Here is a 17,529-nt window from a genome sequence, read left to right on the forward strand (position 1 = left end):
TCATCAACTAGCCCTTAACCGCGCCTGCGGTGAGGCCGGCTACGATACGGCGCTGAAAAATTAATACGATCACCACGATGGGCAGCGTGACCACCACCGAGGCGGCCGCGATGGAACCGGTAGGCAGCTCAAAACGGGAAGTACCGGCGAAAAAGGCGATGGCCGCGGGCACGGTTCGGGCTTGTGTGGTCGAAGTGAGGGACATGGCGAATAAAAAATCATTCCAGGCGAAAATGAAAACCAAAATGGCCGCCGTGAAAACGCCGGGGGCCGCCAACGGCACGATCACCTTGCAAAAAGCTTGGAAGGGGGTGGCGCCATCAACACGAGCGGCTTTATCCAGATCCCAGGGAATTTCCCGAAAAAAGGTGGATAAAGTCCAGATGGCCAGGGGCAAGGTAAACGTCATATAGGGCAAAATTAACCCTAGCCAGGTATCGAAGAGACCGATTTGCCGCCATAAATTAAATAAAGGACCCATAATGGCAATGGGGGGAAACATGGCAACGGCCAGGGCGCCCGAGAGAATAAGCCGCTTACCGGGAAATTCCAGCCGAACAATGGCGTAAGCGGCAAACATGGCCAGAAGGACGGCGAGCAGGGTAGAAATAGCGCCAATGCCCACCGAATTCCAAAGGGCGGCCGGAAATTGAGGATCTTGGAAAATAGCCTGGTAATGCTCAAAACTGACGGTAGCGGGAAAGAAGCGATGGTCATTGAGATCAGCCCCTCTTTTGAGAGAAAGGGAAATAATCCAGGCGACGGGAATGAGGGCGTAGACCATGACGATAATGCTTCCGCTGTCCCAAAAAAGGCGCTCCGTCAGATTTTGGTTGAATCTTCGGTAAGCCATCACTTTTCACCCTCCTGCTGAACAATGGAGGCGCCAAAGCCCTTGATAAACAGCACGGCGATGATTACCACGGCAATAAAAATGAGGACCGAGACGGCTGAGCCGAGACCTAGATTAAGCCGGACAATTAGGGCATTGTAACCGGTCATGGAGACCGTTTCGGTCCCGTGAGCGCCTCGGGTTTGTATAAATACGGTATCAAAAATCCGAAAGGCGTCCAGGGTTCGGAATAGCAAGGCCACCAGTATGGTGGATTTCATCAGGGGCAGGGTAATTTTGAAAAATCGCTGCATTGCGGAAGCCCCATCTACCCGGGCGGCTTTGAGTAGATCCTCGGGTACCAGGGTCAGGCCGGCAAGGAGGAGTAAGGCCATAAAGGGCGTGGTTTTCCATATCTCGGTGAGGATAATGACGAAAAATGCCGACCAACGCTCTGTTAGCCAAGCGCCTTCCAAATTAAGGAGGGCGTTCACAAACCCCGTAGTAGGATCAAAGGCAAACTTCCAGGCCAAGGCCGCAACCACCGTGATCATCCCATAGGGGATAAGCAGGGTGGCCCGCACCAGGGAGCGGGCGAAAATGACCCGATGCATGACCAAAGCCAGGCAAAAACCAAGCACCAACTCCACGGATACCGATCCGGCGGTAATTATTAAAGTATTGCCGAGGGTTTGCCACCAGAGTTCCGAATTTAGTACGCTCCAGTAGTTGCTTAGGCCGACAAACGAGCGGTCGGCTGGGAAACGTAAATCATACCGGTGCAGGGACAGCCACAGGGCATAGAGAATAGGGTAGACGGTGACCGCCCCCATGGTGATGACCGCTGGCGCGCAGAGTAGCCACCCTAACCGGCGTTCCGCCTTGCCCCGAGAATTCATAGCAACCCCTTGGAGCGCAGAGCCCGGTTGATGTTTTTCTGCAGTCTGGCGGTATCTTTTTGAGGATCAATGGCTTTCATGGGATGCAAAGTCCGGCTGATGGCTAGGGAAATATCATTATAGAGAGGACTTGAAGGCCGTTGGGCCGCCTCCTTGAGGGTAGCACGCAGGGTGTCCGCAAAGGGGAGGGCCTCTCGAATTGAGGGGTCGGCATAGAGCTTTTCAAAGGTAGGTAACAATCCCCCCCGTATCGCCGCAAGCCGCTGTTGCTTTTGGGAGGCAATGCAGGTGGCCGCCTGAAAGGCCAAACGGGGATATTGCGAATAGGCGCCGACACTTAAATTAATGCCTCCCAGGGTGACCCGGCTCGGTTGACCCTCGATGACTGCTGGCCAGCGGGCCCATCCCATGAGGGCGGCAACCTGGGGGGCGTTTTGCTGGGCGCTGGGCCAAACATAAGTATAGTTGATCATAAAGGCGCTGCCCCCTTCAAAGGCAAGCCGGGACTCGTCCTCCCGGGCGATGGAAAGGGAGGGGCTAGTGGCCGGGGAAGTAGCAAGGCGCTTCATGATAGCAAGGGCTTTTTCAGTGGGCGCTTTTTCCAAGGAAATTACCTTGCCGGTTTGGTCGAGCACAGAGCCACCGGCGGAAGCCAACAAGGAATTAAACAAGACGGTCAAGCCTTCATAGCGCGCTCCTTGCACCTGTAGGGCGCTGGCTCCTAGAGCTTCGGCGCTTGCAATCAATTCATCCCAGGTCTGGGGTGGTTTCGCCACCTGATCGGTACGATACCAAAGCAGTTGAATGTTGCTGGTGAAGGGGATGCCCCAAAGTTGGTGGTCATAAGTGGCGCTTGCAATGATGGAGGATAGTCGACCTTGCCTGGCTTGGGCCGCCGCCTTGCCCGGCCAGGGTAAAATCCAGCCCGCCTCGGCGAACTCAGCGGTCCAGATGACATCCATGCCAATAAGGTCGATATCCGTGTCCTTGGCCGCCAGCCGCCGCGCAAGTTGCACCCGCTGCTCGCTAGCATCCGCGGGCAGCGCGGCGATTTCCACTTGATAGGCGCCCTTAGCCGCGGCCGAGCATTGTTCTGCTGCTGTTTTAAAGGCTCCGGAGGGCTCATTGAAAACGTACCATTTTAGGGTGGGGACAGGGTTAACATGAGAATCCGAGCAGGCAGCGGCAAGCAATAAAAAGAGCAGCCCTATTCCCGCCTTAAAGTGGGAGGCGAGGTTGAGGAAGTTTCCTTTTAGCCACTGTTTCATGCTTTAAACCCTCTTGAACCGTTGCTGGTGTTGCTAGACTCTAAGCATAGCCAACAAGAGCCACGTTACCACGCCCTCGGCATAACCGATATGGACCGGTTGCTTCACATCACCCTTACGCTTCGTGCTTCCGGGACTTTAATTCGCGTGATCTCAGCCCGCGATATGCACCGCAAGGAGAACATCTATTATGAGCGATTCAAATAAAGACATCACCTAATTTCGAGACCGAAGCCGAGGAGTGGGCCTTCAGGGAGAGTCATGATTCTAGTGATTATGTGGACTGAAAGCAGGCCCAAACGGCTTTATTCCCGAACCTGAAACCTTCCACCAAAACCATCTCGCTTCGGCTCCCGGAAGCGTTACTAGAACGTATTAAAATTGAGGCTAATAAGCGGGATATACCCTACCAATCCCTGATTAAGGTGTGGCTTTCTGAAGATGTTGACAGAAACCGGACTTAATGGGCCACTGAACATTCTTCCTGGGATGCCGAACGTTTGATTTGAGCGGCAGGTCTTGTAGCGAAAAAAGCAGAACGCGGGCAACAACTGCACGCCTCGTTAGGCTGCGAGGCTGGACACAGGTTGATAAGGTTTCCGCACGCGTCCTCAAAGAGCACAGAAGTGATGGGTCCCATGCTCTGTGGTTCACTGATCCCGCCCTCGCTAATTCAACGAGGCAACCACAGCTTCAAACTTGCCTGATGGTTGAAAGCTGACCAGATCTTCCTTCAATGGTGGCGGCATTGCTCGAAATGCTGTGTACATATTAATTTTCATATTTACCGCTGAAATTTCGTAAACGTTGTCTTGAAACCATCTTGGCTCGTGCTCCTGAAACCACCGTAGAATATGTAAAAGATGCCAGATTGACGGCTTTCCCTCGTGAACCGGTTGAGGGAAATTTGCCTCGTTCGTAACGATCAACTGCCGCATGTGCTGACGAGAAAAGCCAAATATTTCCGCAACGTCAGTTATACCCACGTAATCCGGTGTGGCTTCAACGAGTTTAGAGGCCGGAATGGCTTTCCGCACTGCCGAAATGGCGCTTGAAACAGCATCCACGGCCGACTCTGCAGACCGAGTGAAACTCAAAGCAATGCGACCATGCTGGCCAAGGCCAACCGCAGCATCACCGCATCCCATAGCTTCCAAAGCCGCTAGATGTACCTCAGGATTTTCAGTTGAACTTGCAAGCCGGAATTTTAATGTGAAGTCGTATTCTTGCATTGTCTTAGTCCTCACTATTCAGCGCCTCAAGGTTGATGCAACGATCTACTACCCGCCGAAGCTGGCGAGCATGGTTTGAGGAGTTTTTGGGAGTGCTCCAGATACTGGTGATACAAAATTCGCCACAACGACAATCTGCGTCATTAGCTGGGCAATACATCTTTCCCCAAGCATGGGAACCGCCAACTTCTATACGCCAGCCCTTCGACTCCGCATGTTGAAGCGCCCTTTCAATGACCTGCTTAGAATGTCGGGTTCTGGGCATTTTACCTCCATCCTATCGATCAGTAAGGATAAGCTCTAACTTATTAATTGTCAATTGACAATTAAAGGTGTCTAACGCCGCATTCAGCGGCTTGTCCGCTGCAATGCTTTGTTAGAGCGTTTCCTTCCTGAGCATCCGAGCTGATAACCAGCAAATATCGACTATGCGCCCAACCGACTACGTTTTCGTTGTTAATATGATCAAAATATTCAACCTTCGTCCAGTCGCGATCTTGTTCCAGCTCCATCAATTTCTGATTTTTAGAAATAATGCCTATGACATCATGATCCACACCTGGCCCAGATCGAAGATTCATAGTTCGATCTGCAACTAGGAAAAGTCGGTCTTTTTCAATTTCATGTAATTCGTTTAATTGAGTGGCGATTGCTTGTTTGAAGCTGTTCATTCTTTCTATTATTTTTTCTTCTGACTCTAAGGCGGATATTTGAGATATATAGAAAAGAAATAGTGCTAGGATCAGGTTTAAATAAAACTCTGCACTTAGCGGCCCAAGTGGTGCGCGGCTAGCCCTTTCTTGCACCTCATTAGCCAATACATCCAGAGGCTCTAAGTCTGACTGTTGATCGTACTCGCTAGCAAGAAGCTCATAGGCTTTTGAAAATGTCAGCGCCCCATAGCCATGATTTATTTGCTCTGCGATCCTTGAAAATCCTCCATTGCCCGGACTTTTTTCAAGCATACGCATAGCTCTTAAGGCTGGTGACTCTTGAAGTTTTTGAATAGCTTTAAAGGCTGATGACTCCTCAAGCCCCTTTATAGCCTTCAACGCAGGAGAATCCGCCATATCGCGCATCGTTCGAACTGCCGGGGAATCTTCAAATTGACGAATAACCTGCATTGCTGGTGATTCATTTAACTCACGCATCATTCTTATAGAGGGTGAGTCCTCTATGGCTCGAATTGCACGCATAGCAGGTGAATCATCTAATGCACGAATTGCGTTCAAAGCTGGACTGTCAAATAGATTATTCATAATTGTGTATTCACCGCTTTAACGATCAAGCTGTGCGGGACAAACGAAGCGCAGCGTGATTTGCATCCGAACGAGCGCCTTGTTATACGTTACTCCTCAACAATTAATAAATGAGGGTTCTTATTTAAGTACTCCCAAGCCCATGGCTGTATGCTAAATGGGAATGTCCAGCTTATTGCGCCAGCGCCTAATTGACCAACCCTAATTATAAACATTCATTTCTCAAGGCCCATAACCACACCCTTTTTCATTGATAAATTTGTTGATCTGGTTTTGCCTTTAATAAATATGTTCAGCTAGCCAATTCCCAAGAAAAATCTTCCATAATGTGTTTAATTTTGCTGCGATAAGAAACGTCATTGAAGGTACAAAAACTAAACCAAAAACCTACTATAGGTATTATTTAATTCCATTAGACTAAGTATTTCTAAAGCTTATGACGGCAAAAATATAGAGAAGCTAGTAAACAGCAACAGACCTAAAAGCGGGAAGATTCCTAGATTCAGACAACCTTTAACTTTATCTAACATTTATGACATAAATCCCTTCTACGTATAACATAGAGTAGATATAAAAATTCTACTTTATAATAGGAATTTTTTGCTTATAGTACACTTAACTATTAATGCAGTAGGGGTGAATCTATTTCAATAAAAATAAGAGGGACACTCCCTAAAAGGTGTTATGGGTAATTTTCCTTCCGGGGAGAAAGATATTCACTTTCCCATGGCCACCCGCTCGCAGATTCTGGCTGATTCCTTCGCCTTTCCTAAGCAAAGCAGTTCCTTAAAAATTTAACTCATGCGTTTCTAGTAAGCAGCCATGATCCCGATAATAACGATAACGTTGACGGCCAGCATGGCGATGATTCTCATCCTGGCCGATAATTTCTGCTACTCTTTGGAAACGGGAAAAAAAAGCAGGTACTTCCGCGCAAAGATTAATCAAGAGTTCCAGCTTTCCTTCCGGTTCTCTCTCATAACCAATGAGTACAGGGGATTCATCCGCTTCCTCGCTATTAATCAGGGCATGGGGCACAAAGCTACCCTGACGGAAGGTCCATAAGAGCTCATCCATTTCCTGGGCCTGGGCTTGGTTTTCCGTCTGGATATAAATCTGATGGCCAAGCCGGTAGGCTTTCTCGGTTAACTTGCAGGCAAACCGTTTGCTGGCTTGTGGCTGGTGGCTGGTCAACAGGTAGAAATCGACCTTGGTCATCAGCGGTTATGAAGCTTTCGCTTCTTGGGCGTGTTGAATAAGATACTGGGTGAGCAAAGGCACCGGACGCCCGGTTGCTCCTTTTTCCTTACCGCTGAGCCAGGCGGTGCCGGCAATGTCCAAGTGGGCCCAACGGAACTCTTCGGTAAAGCGGGCTAGGAAACAAGCCGCCGTAATGGAGCCGGCCTCCCGGCCACCGATGTTGGCCATATCCGCAAAATTACTGTCTAGTTGCTGCTGGTAATCGTCCCAGAGGGGAAGCTGCCAGGCGCGGTCACCACTGGTTTGCCCAGCAGCAAGCAAACAATCCGCTAAGGGTTGATCGTTGCTCAGCAAGCCGCTGGCGTGGGCACCCAGGGCAATCACGCAGGCCCCCGTAAGGGTTGCTACATCAATAACCACGTCGGGCCGGTAGCGTTTGCTGTAGGTCAGGGCATCGCAGAGAATCAAACGGCCCTCGGCATCCGTGTTCAGAACCTCGATGGTTTGGCCCGACAAGCTGGTGAGTACGTCTCCCGGTTTGTTAGCCGCGCCGTCGGGAAGATTTTCCGAACTGGGTACAACGGCGATCACGTTGAGGGGCAATTCCAGTTCGGCACATGCCTTCATCGTCCCTAAAACGCTTGCCCCGCCACACATATCGTATTTCATCTCGTCCATGCGTTCCCCTGGTTTGATGGAGATGCCGCCCGCATCGAACGTCAATCCCTTGCCTACCAGCACAATGGGTTTTTGCTTGCTAGGAGCGCCTTTATACTCCAGGATGATGAGCTTGGGCGGTTGTCGGCTGCCCCGGGATACGGCAAGCAGCGCCCCTAGGCCCAATTTTTCCATTTCGGCTTGCTCCAGAATTTTTGCTTTTAATGACTTGTATTCTTTAGCTAACCGGCGGGCTTCGTCGGCCAAATAAGTAGGTGTGCAGATATTCCCCGGCAGATTGCCCAAGTCTCGGGCCAAACTAACTCCTTTGGCAATGGCCTGACCCCACTGGATACCCTGTTCCGCTAGTGGCTGTTGGGACCGTTGCTCCAATAGTAAAGTGAGCTTGGCGAGTGGTTTTTTTAAGGATTCTTTTTTACTCTTAGTATGTTCGTAACGATACAAAGCCTGCTCGGCCGTTTCTACGATGAGCCGCGCCCATTGGGTAAGTTCCTCGTCCTTGGTCTTCGCTTCTAGCGGACAGACCATTGCCTCGGTGGCACCGCAGGTTTGCAGTGTTTTGACGGCGCTCGACCAGCTTTGGCGTAAATCCTTGGCCGTTACCTTGTCCTTCTGGCCGCAACCCATCAGTAGAACCCGCTCGGCTTTAACTCCGGGGAGATTAAAAAGCAGAAGAGTTTGCCCCTTTTTGCCGGCAAAATCCCCTTGCTTGATAAGTCGAGACACATAACCTTCACTAGCTTTATCAATTCGCTGGGCAGAGGGAGAGAGTTTTTCGTCTTCGTAGACGCCTACTACAAGGGCAGCAGTGCGTTGTTTTTCAGGTGTTCCACTGGTGGCGTGAAAATTCATAACGACTCCTAGATAAAGGTTATTATTCGTATTCTGTTTTCACAGGAATAGATATTCAGGATGGTAAGTCATTTTAAAGGGATTGACGACTCAAAACTCAAGCATTGATATTTCAATTTTTGGTGGAGCACGTTAGTTGGGCTTTATTTCATGTGGTGTAAATGAGTCGCTTTTGCTTGGAAGCTCAAATCGCGGATGCGGACACAGGACGCTTGCTCATTCTACGGCTGCTTGGTTTGAAACCGGAGGGTCCCGAGCGGCCCTTCCAAGTTTATCCAGCGCGGGAGGATTAGTAGGGAGGTCGATGAGGTAAGCTAGGTCCATATCCTTGGTGTTCGAGTTTTCCAATCCTCATATATCCGCATTTTGGCGCAGCGAGTTAAAAGTGAGTATCCATAAAAAAGGATACTCCTATAGGTTAAAATGGAATTTATTGAGGAGGAAGAGGATGGGAGCTAATCGAAGGCCATGCTGGTTCCCGTCCATCCATTAAAGTGCATAATTAGGGTTATTTCACGACTCGTAATGAGGGTTTGCGGCTTCCTTCATCTGGAGCAGGAGGAGGGGGCTCGCTGTCGTGATCGCCTTTCTGGAATGCCATCCCTTGCCCATTTTCTCGTGCATATATAGCAAGGGTAGCCTGGACCGGGAATAAGGCTTTGTAGGGAGTTCCAGAAAAGCGGGCAGAAAAGCTGATCCAATCGTTTTCTAGGCAGAGATTGCGAACTGAGTTTGGATGGATATTAAGAATAATTTTGCCCTCGGAGGCATGTTGTTGGGGAATCTGAACACCGGGTAGCGTGGTATCCACCAGCAGGTGAGGAGTTAAATCATTATCAACAATCCACTGGTATAAAGCCCGAATGAGGTAGGGACGGTTTGAAGTCATGGGGTGATTAGGGTTATCGGCCATTGCTAGATAGTGTGCTGGTGGCTTTGGTTTGCATTGCTCGTTCAGCGGCGCTCAGGCTTTGTTGAAATGAATTGCGGGCAAAAATACGATTAGCATAATCCCCCACAAGTTTGGCTTGGAGGGGGAGTTCAGTTTCCAGAGCGAGCAACCGCCATAGTAGAGGTGCCAAGGCGCAGTCTAATAGGGAAAATTCTTCATTCATGAAGAAGGGCGTTTTCTCGAAGGCCGGACTTAGTATGGTGAGATCTTCAATCAGCATTTTGCGCGTTTTAGACGATATATTAGGACGATGGGTTTTGGTACCGCCAAGTAAGCGGTACCAATCTTGATCGATACGGTGCAGCATGAGTCGAATTCGCGCTCTGGAAATTGGATCTACGGGCATGAGGGGGGGATGAGGGAATCGTTCGTCGAAATATTCCATAATGACTCTTGAATCGTACAGCACTAGATCCCGGGCTACTAATGTAGGAGCAGAATTATGAGGATTAAGTCGAACCAAATCCTCAGGCAAGTTAGCTGGATCTATATCAATAATATCTGCGGAAATATTCTTTTCCGCGATGACAATGCGAGTACGGTGACAAAACGGACACAAGGGATCCGAAAATAAGGCCGCTACAGAACGTTTACCAGGTGAAAGGGCCATAAAAGCTTATCTACCCTATTATTTCCGCGAACAACCCGATGAATTTTTGACGGAGAATTGCTCACGCCAAAGTGGAGATTCTGACGTGAGCTCTTCTTGTGTCCCCCAGAAAAATACTTTCAGCCTTGCCGACAGATAAGCGACTGAAGATTGTCTAGAGATTCCTCTCAATGAATATTTTTCCAGTATTCCTTTTTAAGGAAATAGGCGACACCACAAAATAGCGCAATATAAAGCAGAACCCAAGGACCGAGTTTTTCCCGCTCAAGCCGGGCAGGTTCACCCATATAGGTCATAAAGTTGACTAAATCATCCAGCATTTTCTCGTACTCGCTGGCACTTAGGGTACCCGCAACCGTCAATTCAAGCTTTGTACTGTGGGTTTTGCCGTCTTTATCCACGAGCTCTTGCCAGCCTTGCAGAGGCCACAAAACATGGGGCATGGCTGTATCCTTGAATACCAAATTATTGACGCCGTTAGGGCGGCTAGGATCCAGGTAAAAAGTTCGCAGATAAGTGTGCAGCCATTCAGGACCTCGGGAGCGAGCAACCAAAGTCAAATCCGGTGGGGTCACGCCAAACCAGCGTTCAGAGTCCTTGGGCTGCATTGCAATGGTCATGGGATCGTGGATCTTATTGGTGGTGAACATCAGGTTATCGGTGACCTCCTGCTCGGTCAGGCCGAGATCCTGCGCCATGCGGCTATAGCGCATATATTTGGCCGAGTGGCAGCTAAGGCAATAATTCACAAATACCTGAGCACCCCGTTGTAAAGAGGCCTTATCATTAACATTTATCTCCACGGTATCGAGAGGGTAGTTGCTTGATGAGGCCCAAGCCAAGGAGGTCGATGAGATAAAAAGGAGTAAACACGTCGTCATTCTTTTCATTTTGAGGTCACCCTTTCCGGAACGGGTTTGGTTTTATCCATCTTGGTATAGATTGGCATTAGCAAAAAGAAAGAGAAATAAAGTATTGAAAATACCCGGGCAAACATGGTCATTACCGGGGTGGCCGGTTGGGTACCCAGGTAGCCTAGTCCCAGAAAGCTAATGACGAAGATTCCGATGGCAGCCTTATAAAGCCATCCTCGATAACGGATGGACTTGACCGGGCTACGATCCAACCAAGGCAGAAAAAACCATAGAAAAATAGCGGCATCCATAGCGAGGACGCCTAGTAATTTATCGGGTACTGATCGCAATATGGAGTAGAAGGGGGTGAGGTACCACAGGGGCCTGATATGTTCAGGTGTGGCGAGTGGGTTAGCGGGTTCAAAGTTGTCATGTTCTAGAAACCAGCCACCAAAACCAGGAGCATAGAAAATGACCCAGGCAAATAGGAGTAGAAATACCCCAACCCCCCACAGATCCTTGACTGTGTAGTAAGGATGGAAGGGAATGCCGTCGAGAGGAACACCTTTGGGGTCCTTTTTCTCTTTGATTTCCACTCCGTCCGGATTATTGGAACCTGTTTGATGTAAGGCAATAATATGAGCGACAACCAACGCAAGCAGCAATAGAGGCATCAGAAACACATGGAAGGCGAAGAAACGGTTTAGGGTCGCATCGGAGACCACAAAATCGCCTCGGATCCATTCGGATAAGCCGTCACCAATGATCGGAAAAGCTCCAAAGAGGGAGATAGTAACTTGAGCGCCCCAGTACGACATTTGCCCCCAGGGCAGCAAGTAACCCATAAAAGCTTCTGCTATCAGGGTAAGGTAGATAAGCACACCAATAATCCATATTAATTCCCGGGGCTTTTTATGTGAACCGTAAATGACTCCCCGAAACATATGGAGGTAAATCAAAATGAAGAATGCCGAGGCCCCGGTAGAATGCATATAGCGGATCAACCAGCCCCATTCCACATCCCGCATAATATATTCAACGGAGCCGAAGGCGAGATCAGCCGCCGGCTTATAATGCATGGTCAGGAAGAGTCCGGTAAGTAACTGGATAACCAGCACCAGCATGGCCAAAGAGCCAAAAAAATACCAAACGTTGAAGTTTTTTGGTGCGTAATATTCCGATAAATGCTCTTTCCATGGCTTGGAAATGGGAAGGCGGGTATCAATCCAGGTAAAAATTTGATTTATTGTGTTTTTCATTAGGTTGCCTCACTTGGGGATTCGCCAATCCGCAGGCGGTTTTCAGCAAGAAAGCGATAGGGTGGCACCTCTAAATTGGTAGGGGCTGGAACTCCATCATAAACTCGCCCCGACAGATCAAAACGAGAGCCATGGCAAGGGCAGAAAAAGCCGCCTTGCCAATCAGGTCCTAAGTCCTCTGGGGCAACCTCTGGACGGAAGCTCGGGGAACACCCCAGGTGGGTGCAGATCCCGATAACCACTAAAAGTTCAGGTTTAATGGAACGGTAGATGTTTTCAGCGAAGGGGGGTTGTTGACTTTCTACTTCGCTTTGAGGGTCCCGGAGTATATCCTCTTCAGTTAGCGCTTCTATGCTTTCCAATTCTTCTGGGGTCCGGCGGAGGATCCAGACCGGTTTGCCACGCCATTCGACGGTCATGATATGGCCTGGCTCAAGGTTGCTAATATCGACTTCCACAGGGGCCCCCGCGGCTTGCGCCCGTTCGCTAGGCTGCATAGATTTAACGAACGGCACTGCTGTAAAGCCCATGCCTACACCTCCAACTACTGTAGTGGCCGCTGTTAAAAAGCGGCGTTTGCCCTGATCGACGCTATCTGTGCTCATACTTTTGCTCCCTTAACTAAAGCCAATGAATCAGAATGTTATGTAATATAGTTGTTTGAATGAGCGCCTTGGCAAAACTTTTAAGGGGTTTAATTGCTGATGCCCTCGTTTTATCTTGCTAGGCTGCTCTAAGAATATTATGCATAGATGTATAATAAGAAGTTCGGAGCGTCGTTTGCATCGCGCAATTCTAACACAAAGAACCTAAAAATTTCGTAGTGTTAATGATGGTGATTAAGAAGATTTAGGCTAGTGGAACGGCAATGATACCGCTAATGAAGATGTCGTCAAATGTCCCTTGTTGCCGATCAAAGTTATCGGCGTGCCCATTTGGCGGTATATTCTCAAGATGCAGGATATTCTCTCCTAAATAGAACGCCCGAGGTTCCGGCAATATAATAGGCTGGCGGTGCCCGGTACTCAGGAGTGTGCTCGCCTGCGCGTAAGCGCGGTGATAAAAATGGGCATTCCAGCCCTGTTCCAGGCACCAGTCGGTTACACAGGCTAACCAGGTAGCCCTAGAATCGGCTGGCTTAACTCCAGGCTATTATTTTGAAATAACATAGAGGGAGAAAGCTCCAGCTTTTCCATGGCTAGGGTCTAGGCACTGATCGGGTAGAAGAGTATTACCGCTGTATTGGAGTAAATTGAGTCTGGGGAAATTTCATTATTTAAAGCTTGAACCGTAACATCTGCCCTTTGATCGAAACGTTATTGAAATGAGGAGTGATTACCTCCATATTAGCCAAACGAGCTAATTAAGGGGTTAAAAATGTTTTATGTATTGAGCTTAATTTTTAGCCCCAAGGTATCTATTTTACAGGGCTCTCGGGTGGGAGAGTGTCGTTTCGCGCTACACTCTTCCGAGAAAATATTAAACATTAGTTTAATTCCAAGGAAGTTTTGTACCATGCCGATCTATGAATATCGCTGCCAAGCCTGTGGCCATAAAATGGAGTTGCTACAAAAGATAACTGAAGAGCCATTACTTCGGTGTCCCTCTTGTGGTAAGGAACAATTGCGTAAGCTGGTATCCGCTGCCGGATTTCGGTTCAAAGGGGGCGGTTGGTACGAAACTGATTTTAAAAGCGGCAATAAGCGAAACTTGGCTGCTTCCAGTGACGACTCTAAGGAAAGTTCAAACAAGAAGGAAGGTCCCAGCCAGGGGAAGGATAAGCAGGAAAAAACTTCCGGGACTGATTCCAAGTCTACAGGCGATGCCGCCGCTACCGGCTAAGGTCTCTAGCCTAAATAGGCTGCTGTCCTTGAGGGATTGTTGGGATGATTCCTTAACCAGCTTTGGAATCTAGATCTTAAAAAATTAAGTCGTTGAATTTAATTTATATTTAGATTGACTGCAATTCAATAAATGAGTAACTTTCAAAGCTTTTCCAATAGTCTCTAAGGATTTTTTCATGCGTAGCCACTATTGCGGCGAACTTTCCGAGGACCATCTTGAGCAGAGCGTCACTTTATGCGGCTGGGTAAACCGCCGCCGAGACCATGGTGGGGTAATTTTTATTGATCTTCGTGATCGGGAAGGTCTCATTCAATTGGTTTTTGATCCAGAGTATTCTCCGGAAAGCTTTAGGCATGCCGAACAGATACGGAGTGAATATGTGCTTCAGGTCAAGGGCCGGGTACAGCACCGGCCGGAGGGCACTGAAAACCCAGATCTCAAGACGGGCCAAGTGGAAGTATTAGGCCAGGAGCTCATTTTACTTAATGCTTCGGAAACGCCGCCTTTTCCAGTGGATGAAAAATTAGAAGTGGGCGAAGACATCCGGCTGCGCTATCGTTATATTGACCTCCGACGGCCAGAAAGCCTGCAGCGTCTGCGGCTTCGTTCCGCCATTATTCGGCAATTGCGCAAGTTTCTGGATGAGCGAGGTTTTCTTGACATTGATACGCCCATTCTTACACAGTCAACTCCCGAGGGTGCCCGGGATTTTTTGGTGCCAAGCCGTACTCATCCCGGCCAGTTTTTTGCCCTGCCTCAGTCCCCCCAGTTATTTAAACAGCTCCTCATGGTTGCTGGGGTGGATCGCTACTACCAAGTGGTACGCTGTTTTCGCGATGAAGATCTGCGGGCCGATCGCCAACCGGAGTTTACGCAACTTGACATAGAGGCATCCTTTCTTCACGAGGAAGCCCTTATGGCGTTAATGGAAGAGATGTTCAAGGAGCTGTTTGCCACGGTATTAGAGACACCCCTCCATACCCCGTTTATTCGGATGCCCTATGCCGAAGCTTTGGCCTGTTTTGGTTTGGACAAGCCGGACTTACGTATTCCCCTGCGATTGGTGGAAGTGGGGGATTTGATGAAAACGGTGGATTTTAAGGTTTTTGCCCAGCCAGCCCAGAATCGGGATGGGCGAGTCGCCGCATTGAGATTGCCCGGCGGCGGCAAGCTTAGCCGTAAAGAAATTGAAGATTATACTCAATTCGTGGCTATCTATGGTGCCAAGGGTTTGGCTTATATTAAAGTGATTGAGCGCAGCCGCGGGCGAGAGGGATTACAGTCCCCTATCCTCAAGTTCTTGCCTGATGAAGTGATTGGAGCCATGTTGGAACGAATAGGCGCCGAAAATGGAGATATTGTATTTTTTGGTGCTGATAAAGCGTCCATCGTTAATGAATCCCTTGGGGCCTTGCGGGTGAAATTAGGCCATGATCATGGCTTGGTAGAGCATGGCTGGAGTCCGCTATGGATCATAGATTTTCCTATGTTCGAGTGGAATGAGGATGACGACCGTTGGCATGCCTTGCATCACCCTTTTACTGCTCCCAAGGAAGAAGATCTCTCCTTGCTGGAGCAGAATCCGGGGGCTTGCCGCTCCCGTGCCTATGATTTAGTACTCAATGGTACCGAGGTGGGCGGAGGATCTATCCGTATTTCCCAGGCCCAAGTGCAGAGTCAAGTGTTTCGCTTGCTAGGTATTGGTGATGAGGAGGCCCAGGATAAGTTTGGGTTTCTTTTGGACGCGCTGAAATATGGCTGCCCGCCCCATGGTGGGATTGCGTTTGGTTTGGATCGGCTGGTCATGCTGATGACTGGAAGCGCCTCGATCCGGGAGGTCATCCCGTTTCCCAAGACCCAGACAGCGGCTTGCCCGCTTACCGGCGCACCAGGTCAGGTTGCGGAAGCGCAGTTGCGAGAGCTGGGGATTGGGGTACGCAGGCCGCCTTCTGATAAAACCTAACTCATTGAATGTTATTAACCTATCATTGAAGAGCCACAATTTTTAATCCAAGGGGAAACCTCTTGTAGTAAGGTAGGGGCTACCCAGCAGCTATAATTCTTTAGTAAAATAGTAAAGTATTTATTACTTACTGCTTTTATAGCGAGGACTATGAGAGATGGCCGAAGCAGCAGTCATTCAGAGCTATATTGATCTGCGCGATAGTGAATGTGAAGCGCGGGTTGCCAAAGCCAAGGCGGCTTTAGGCGCTCAGGTCGTTATTCTTGGACACCATTATCAACGGGAAGAAGTGTTCCGGTTTACTGATTATGCTGGTGATTCCCTGAAATTATCGCGCCAGGCCGCTGCTTCAGAAGCTAAATATATCGTTTTTTGTGGTGTTCATTTTATGGCCGAAGTGGCAGATATTCTATCCCGCCCCGAGCAAATCGCTATTCTCCCCGATATGGCGGCAGGCTGTGCCATGGCTGATATGGCCGATCTTGCTAAAGTGGAGCGGGCCTGGCGGGAGCTAGGCCAGATTTTGGAGCCCGAGCAGGAGGTGACCCCGGTTACCTATATCAACTCTGCTGCTAACCTCAAGGCTTTTTGCGGCCGTCACGGAGGCATCGTCTGTACTTCAAGCAATGCTGAGGCCGTGCTAAATTGGGCCTTTGACCGCCGTGAGAAGGTGTTGTTTTTTCCTGATCAGCACTTGGGGCGCAATACCGCCTACCGTATGGGCATTCCCCTAGAGGAAATGGTGGTTTGGAATTTTAATCGGCCCAATGGGGGGTTGACGCGGGAGCAAATCCAGGAAGCACGGATCATTCTATGGCAAGGGTTTTGTTCAGTGCATCAAATGTTCCAGCCAGAGCATATTGATCGTTTTCTGGCCCGTTACCCGGATGCGAAAGTTATTTCTCATCCTGAAAATAGTTTCGAGGTCTGCCAGAAATCCCATTACGTTGGCTCGACTGAATACATTATTAAAACTATCCGGGAGGCAGAACCAGGTACCCGCTGGTTGGTGGGAACCGAGCTTAATTTAGTGAATCGCCTCCATGAGCGTTACAAAACCGAAGGTAAATCCATCCACTTTATGTCACCGACGGTATGTATGTGTTCCACTATGTTTCGGATTGACCCCCAGCATTTAGCCTGGAGCTTGGAAAATCTGCTCTCTGGCCAGGTGGTGAATCAAATTAAGGTGCCAGAAGTTGAGGCGGAGTTTGCTCGTTTGGCTTTAAGTCGTATGCTGGAGGTCTCTCCCTAAAGCAGGTAATATCCTTTTTACTTTATATGTAATTGTGAAAACAAGCTTATAGGACTATATGGTCGTGAGCGAAACAACAGCCCCGAACACCGCCTCTTCTTCTATTCCAGCTAACGAAGCCTGCCGTTATGAAGTGACGCGGGCGGATTTACCTTTGTCTTGCCCCATGCCCTCTATGGTGCTATGGAACTCCCATCCCCGAGTTTATCTCCCCATTGAAGAAACGGGATGGGAGCGTTGCCCTTATTGTGGGGCGGTTTATGTACTCAAGGAGGAGTAGAAAGCCGTTTTAAATATGTTTAAACATGCCCCGGCGCCGGCAGCCTTGAGGGCTATGGAGAAACAGATCTAGTTAGCGGCGAAATAGCCAAAACAGCAAGGAGAGAAGCAAACTAATAAGGATGGAAGTGGTAATTGGAAAATGAAAACGAAAATTTTCCCGCTCGATGACAATATCGCCAGGAAGGCGACCCAATCCTAGCTTGGCGAGCCAGGGCCAGAGCACGCCTACCACCACCAAAATAAGTCCTAATATGATAAGCAGCCGCGACATTCTCTGAAACCTTAAAGC

Annotated in this window: 19 protein-coding genes and 2 pseudogenes; 7 read left to right on the plus strand and 14 right to left on the minus strand. The window is 49.1% G+C overall.

The features are described 5' to 3' along the window. Positions 1–7: 7 nt before the first annotated feature. Genes NWAT_RS01895 through NWAT_RS01905 form a run of 3 tightly spaced genes read right to left on the minus strand, consistent with a single transcriptional unit; the run spans position 8 to position 2,999 of the window. Complete coding sequence (locus tag NWAT_RS01895) at positions 8–853, minus strand: carbohydrate ABC transporter permease (RefSeq protein ID WP_013219461.1); 846 nt, start codon at positions 851–853, stop codon at positions 8–10. Then, a complete protein-coding gene (locus NWAT_RS01900; RefSeq protein ID WP_013219462.1) occupies positions 853–1,731 on the minus strand; it encodes a carbohydrate ABC transporter permease in 879 nt (292 codons plus the stop codon). Before NWAT_RS01900 ends, NWAT_RS01895 begins: the two co-directional genes overlap by 1 nt. Beyond that, the gene (locus NWAT_RS01905) at positions 1,728–2,999 is read right to left on the minus strand and encodes an ABC transporter substrate-binding protein (protein WP_013219463.1); all 1,272 of its coding nucleotides are present in this window, start codon (positions 2,997–2,999) and stop codon (positions 1,728–1,730) included. Before NWAT_RS01905 ends, NWAT_RS01900 begins: the two co-directional genes overlap by 4 nt. Positions 3,000–3,017: 18 nt before the next feature. On the opposite strand from NWAT_RS01905, the pseudogene NWAT_RS15875 reads away from it, so the two are divergent. Further along, positions 3,018–3,206 (plus strand): annotated as a pseudogene (locus NWAT_RS15875) (BrnT family toxin); the annotation flags it as partial. After that, positions 3,197–3,463 (plus strand): annotated as a pseudogene (locus NWAT_RS15880) (BrnA antitoxin family protein). The pseudogenes NWAT_RS15875 and NWAT_RS15880, both read left to right, overlap by 10 nt. A 204-nt stretch (positions 3,464–3,667) precedes the next feature. Here the strand turns inward: NWAT_RS15880 and NWAT_RS01910 are convergent. The 5 genes from NWAT_RS01910 to NWAT_RS01930 all read right to left on the minus strand — a co-directional run bounded on the left by NWAT_RS01910 (position 3,668) and on the right by NWAT_RS01930 (position 8,220). Continuing rightward, positions 3,668–4,231 carry a helix-turn-helix transcriptional regulator gene (locus NWAT_RS01910; protein WP_013219464.1) on the minus strand — a complete coding sequence of 188 codons (564 nt, stop codon included), beginning with the start codon at positions 4,229–4,231 and terminating at the stop codon, positions 3,668–3,670. Between the two features lie 4 nt (positions 4,232–4,235). Continuing rightward, positions 4,236–4,496, minus strand: a complete 261-nt coding sequence (locus tag NWAT_RS01915) for a hypothetical protein (RefSeq protein WP_013219465.1) — start codon at positions 4,494–4,496, stop codon at positions 4,236–4,238. A 61-nt stretch (positions 4,497–4,557) separates the two neighbouring features. Beyond that, entirely contained in the window at positions 4,558–5,490 is a 933-nt protein-coding gene (locus tag NWAT_RS01920) for an SH3 domain-containing protein (protein ID WP_013219466.1), read from the minus strand. A gap of 786 nt (positions 5,491–6,276) precedes the next feature. Then, positions 6,277–6,708, minus strand: coding sequence for a DNA polymerase III subunit chi (locus tag NWAT_RS01925; protein ID WP_013219467.1), 432 nt, complete (start codon positions 6,706–6,708; stop codon positions 6,277–6,279). 6 nt (positions 6,709–6,714) lie between these two features. Continuing rightward, entirely contained in the window at positions 6,715–8,220 is a 1,506-nt protein-coding gene (locus NWAT_RS01930) for a leucyl aminopeptidase (protein ID WP_013219468.1), read from the minus strand. A gap of 161 nt (positions 8,221–8,381) precedes the next feature. Here NWAT_RS01930 and NWAT_RS17720 point away from each other — a divergent pair, with 161 nt between their 5' ends. Then, complete coding sequence (locus NWAT_RS17720) at positions 8,382–8,513, plus strand: hypothetical protein (RefSeq protein ID WP_269724268.1); 132 nt, start codon at positions 8,382–8,384, stop codon at positions 8,511–8,513. Positions 8,514–8,728: 215 nt separating this feature from the next. On the opposite strand, the gene NWAT_RS01935 is transcribed toward NWAT_RS17720, so the two are convergent. The 5 genes from NWAT_RS01935 to petA form a co-directional block, all read right to left on the minus strand. After that, positions 8,729–9,133, minus strand: coding sequence for a ClpXP protease specificity-enhancing factor (locus tag NWAT_RS01935; RefSeq protein WP_013219469.1), 405 nt, complete (start codon positions 9,131–9,133; stop codon positions 8,729–8,731). After that, a complete protein-coding gene (locus NWAT_RS01940) occupies positions 9,123–9,782 on the minus strand; it encodes a glutathione S-transferase N-terminal domain-containing protein (RefSeq protein WP_013219470.1) in 660 nt (219 codons plus the stop codon). The genes NWAT_RS01935 and NWAT_RS01940 overlap by 11 nt, the downstream gene beginning before the upstream one ends. A gap of 167 nt (positions 9,783–9,949) precedes the next feature. Then, complete coding sequence (locus tag NWAT_RS01945; RefSeq protein WP_013219471.1) at positions 9,950–10,672, minus strand: cytochrome c1; 723 nt, start codon at positions 10,670–10,672, stop codon at positions 9,950–9,952. Beyond that, complete coding sequence (locus tag NWAT_RS01950) at positions 10,669–11,895, minus strand: cytochrome b (protein ID WP_013219472.1); 1,227 nt, start codon at positions 11,893–11,895, stop codon at positions 10,669–10,671. Before NWAT_RS01950 ends, NWAT_RS01945 begins: the two co-directional genes overlap by 4 nt. Then, positions 11,895–12,500, minus strand: coding sequence for a ubiquinol-cytochrome c reductase iron-sulfur subunit (gene petA / locus NWAT_RS01955; RefSeq protein ID WP_013219473.1), 606 nt, complete (start codon positions 12,498–12,500; stop codon positions 11,895–11,897). Before petA ends, NWAT_RS01950 begins: the two co-directional genes overlap by 1 nt. 910 nt (positions 12,501–13,410) lie before the next feature. Here petA and NWAT_RS01960 point away from each other — a divergent pair. The 4 genes from NWAT_RS01960 to NWAT_RS01975 all read left to right on the plus strand — a co-directional run bounded on the left by NWAT_RS01960 (position 13,411) and on the right by NWAT_RS01975 (position 17,238). Next, positions 13,411–13,737, plus strand: a complete 327-nt coding sequence (locus NWAT_RS01960) for an FmdB family zinc ribbon protein (RefSeq protein WP_013219474.1) — start codon at positions 13,411–13,413, stop codon at positions 13,735–13,737. A 178-nt stretch (positions 13,738–13,915) separates the two neighbouring features. Then, positions 13,916–15,703: an aspartate--tRNA ligase gene (gene aspS / locus NWAT_RS01965; RefSeq protein WP_013219475.1), complete on the plus strand. Its 1,788-nt coding sequence runs from the start codon at positions 13,916–13,918 to the stop codon at positions 15,701–15,703. Between the two features lie 157 nt (positions 15,704–15,860). Then, the gene (gene nadA, locus NWAT_RS01970) at positions 15,861–16,958 is read left to right on the plus strand and encodes a quinolinate synthase NadA (RefSeq protein ID WP_013219476.1); all 1,098 of its coding nucleotides are present in this window, start codon (positions 15,861–15,863) and stop codon (positions 16,956–16,958) included. A gap of 58 nt (positions 16,959–17,016) precedes the next feature. Next, positions 17,017–17,238: a zinc-finger domain-containing protein gene (locus tag NWAT_RS01975; protein ID WP_013219477.1), complete on the plus strand. Its 222-nt coding sequence runs from the start codon at positions 17,017–17,019 to the stop codon at positions 17,236–17,238. Between the two features lie 72 nt (positions 17,239–17,310). On the opposite strand, the gene NWAT_RS01980 is transcribed toward NWAT_RS01975, so the two are convergent. Beyond that, entirely contained in the window at positions 17,311–17,511 is a 201-nt protein-coding gene (locus NWAT_RS01980) for a DUF2905 domain-containing protein (RefSeq protein WP_013219478.1), read from the minus strand. Between the last annotated feature and the right edge of the window lie 18 nt (positions 17,512–17,529).

It is taken from the genome of Nitrosococcus watsonii C-113 (genome assembly GCF_000143085.1).
GTDB lineage: Bacteria > Pseudomonadota > Gammaproteobacteria > Nitrosococcales > Nitrosococcaceae > Nitrosococcus > Nitrosococcus watsonii.

What these genes read in the sequence shown, in the direction of transcription:
- NWAT_RS01895 (WP_013219461.1), bottom strand. Translation starts at nt 853, where the DNA reads ATGGCTTACCGAAGATTCAACCAAAATCTGACGGAGCGCCTTTTTTGG.
- NWAT_RS01900 (WP_013219462.1), bottom strand. Translation starts at nt 1,731, where the DNA reads ATGAATTCTCGGGGCAAGGCGGAACGCCGGTTAGGGTGGCTACTCTGC.
- NWAT_RS01905 (WP_013219463.1), bottom strand. Translation starts at nt 2,999, where the DNA reads ATGAAACAGTGGCTAAAAGGAAACTTCCTCAACCTCGCCTCCCACTTT.
- NWAT_RS01910 (WP_013219464.1), bottom strand. Translation starts at nt 4,231, where the DNA reads ATGCAAGAATACGACTTCACATTAAAATTCCGGCTTGCAAGTTCAACT.
- NWAT_RS01915 (WP_013219465.1), bottom strand. Translation starts at nt 4,496, where the DNA reads ATGCCCAGAACCCGACATTCTAAGCAGGTCATTGAAAGGGCGCTTCAA.
- NWAT_RS01920 (WP_013219466.1), bottom strand. Translation starts at nt 5,490, where the DNA reads ATGAATAATCTATTTGACAGTCCAGCTTTGAACGCAATTCGTGCATTA.
- NWAT_RS01925 (WP_013219467.1), bottom strand. Translation starts at nt 6,708, where the DNA reads ATGACCAAGGTCGATTTCTACCTGTTGACCAGCCACCAGCCACAAGCC.
- NWAT_RS01930 (WP_013219468.1), bottom strand. Translation starts at nt 8,220, where the DNA reads ATGAATTTTCACGCCACCAGTGGAACACCTGAAAAACAACGCACTGCT.
- NWAT_RS17720 (WP_269724268.1), top strand. Translation starts at nt 8,382, where the DNA reads ATGAGTCGCTTTTGCTTGGAAGCTCAAATCGCGGATGCGGACACAGGA.
- NWAT_RS01935 (WP_013219469.1), bottom strand. Translation starts at nt 9,133, where the DNA reads ATGGCCGATAACCCTAATCACCCCATGACTTCAAACCGTCCCTACCTC.
- NWAT_RS01940 (WP_013219470.1), bottom strand. Translation starts at nt 9,782, where the DNA reads ATGGCCCTTTCACCTGGTAAACGTTCTGTAGCGGCCTTATTTTCGGAT.
- NWAT_RS01945 (WP_013219471.1), bottom strand. Translation starts at nt 10,672, where the DNA reads ATGAAAAGAATGACGACGTGTTTACTCCTTTTTATCTCATCGACCTCC.
- NWAT_RS01950 (WP_013219472.1), bottom strand. Translation starts at nt 11,895, where the DNA reads ATGAAAAACACAATAAATCAAATTTTTACCTGGATTGATACCCGCCTT.
- petA (WP_013219473.1), bottom strand. Translation starts at nt 12,500, where the DNA reads ATGAGCACAGATAGCGTCGATCAGGGCAAACGCCGCTTTTTAACAGCG.
- NWAT_RS01960 (WP_013219474.1), top strand. Translation starts at nt 13,411, where the DNA reads ATGCCGATCTATGAATATCGCTGCCAAGCCTGTGGCCATAAAATGGAG.
- aspS (WP_013219475.1), top strand. Translation starts at nt 13,916, where the DNA reads ATGCGTAGCCACTATTGCGGCGAACTTTCCGAGGACCATCTTGAGCAG.
- nadA (WP_013219476.1), top strand. Translation starts at nt 15,861, where the DNA reads ATGGCCGAAGCAGCAGTCATTCAGAGCTATATTGATCTGCGCGATAGT.
- NWAT_RS01975 (WP_013219477.1), top strand. Translation starts at nt 17,017, where the DNA reads ATGGTCGTGAGCGAAACAACAGCCCCGAACACCGCCTCTTCTTCTATT.
- NWAT_RS01980 (WP_013219478.1), bottom strand. Translation starts at nt 17,511, where the DNA reads ATGTCGCGGCTGCTTATCATATTAGGACTTATTTTGGTGGTGGTAGGC.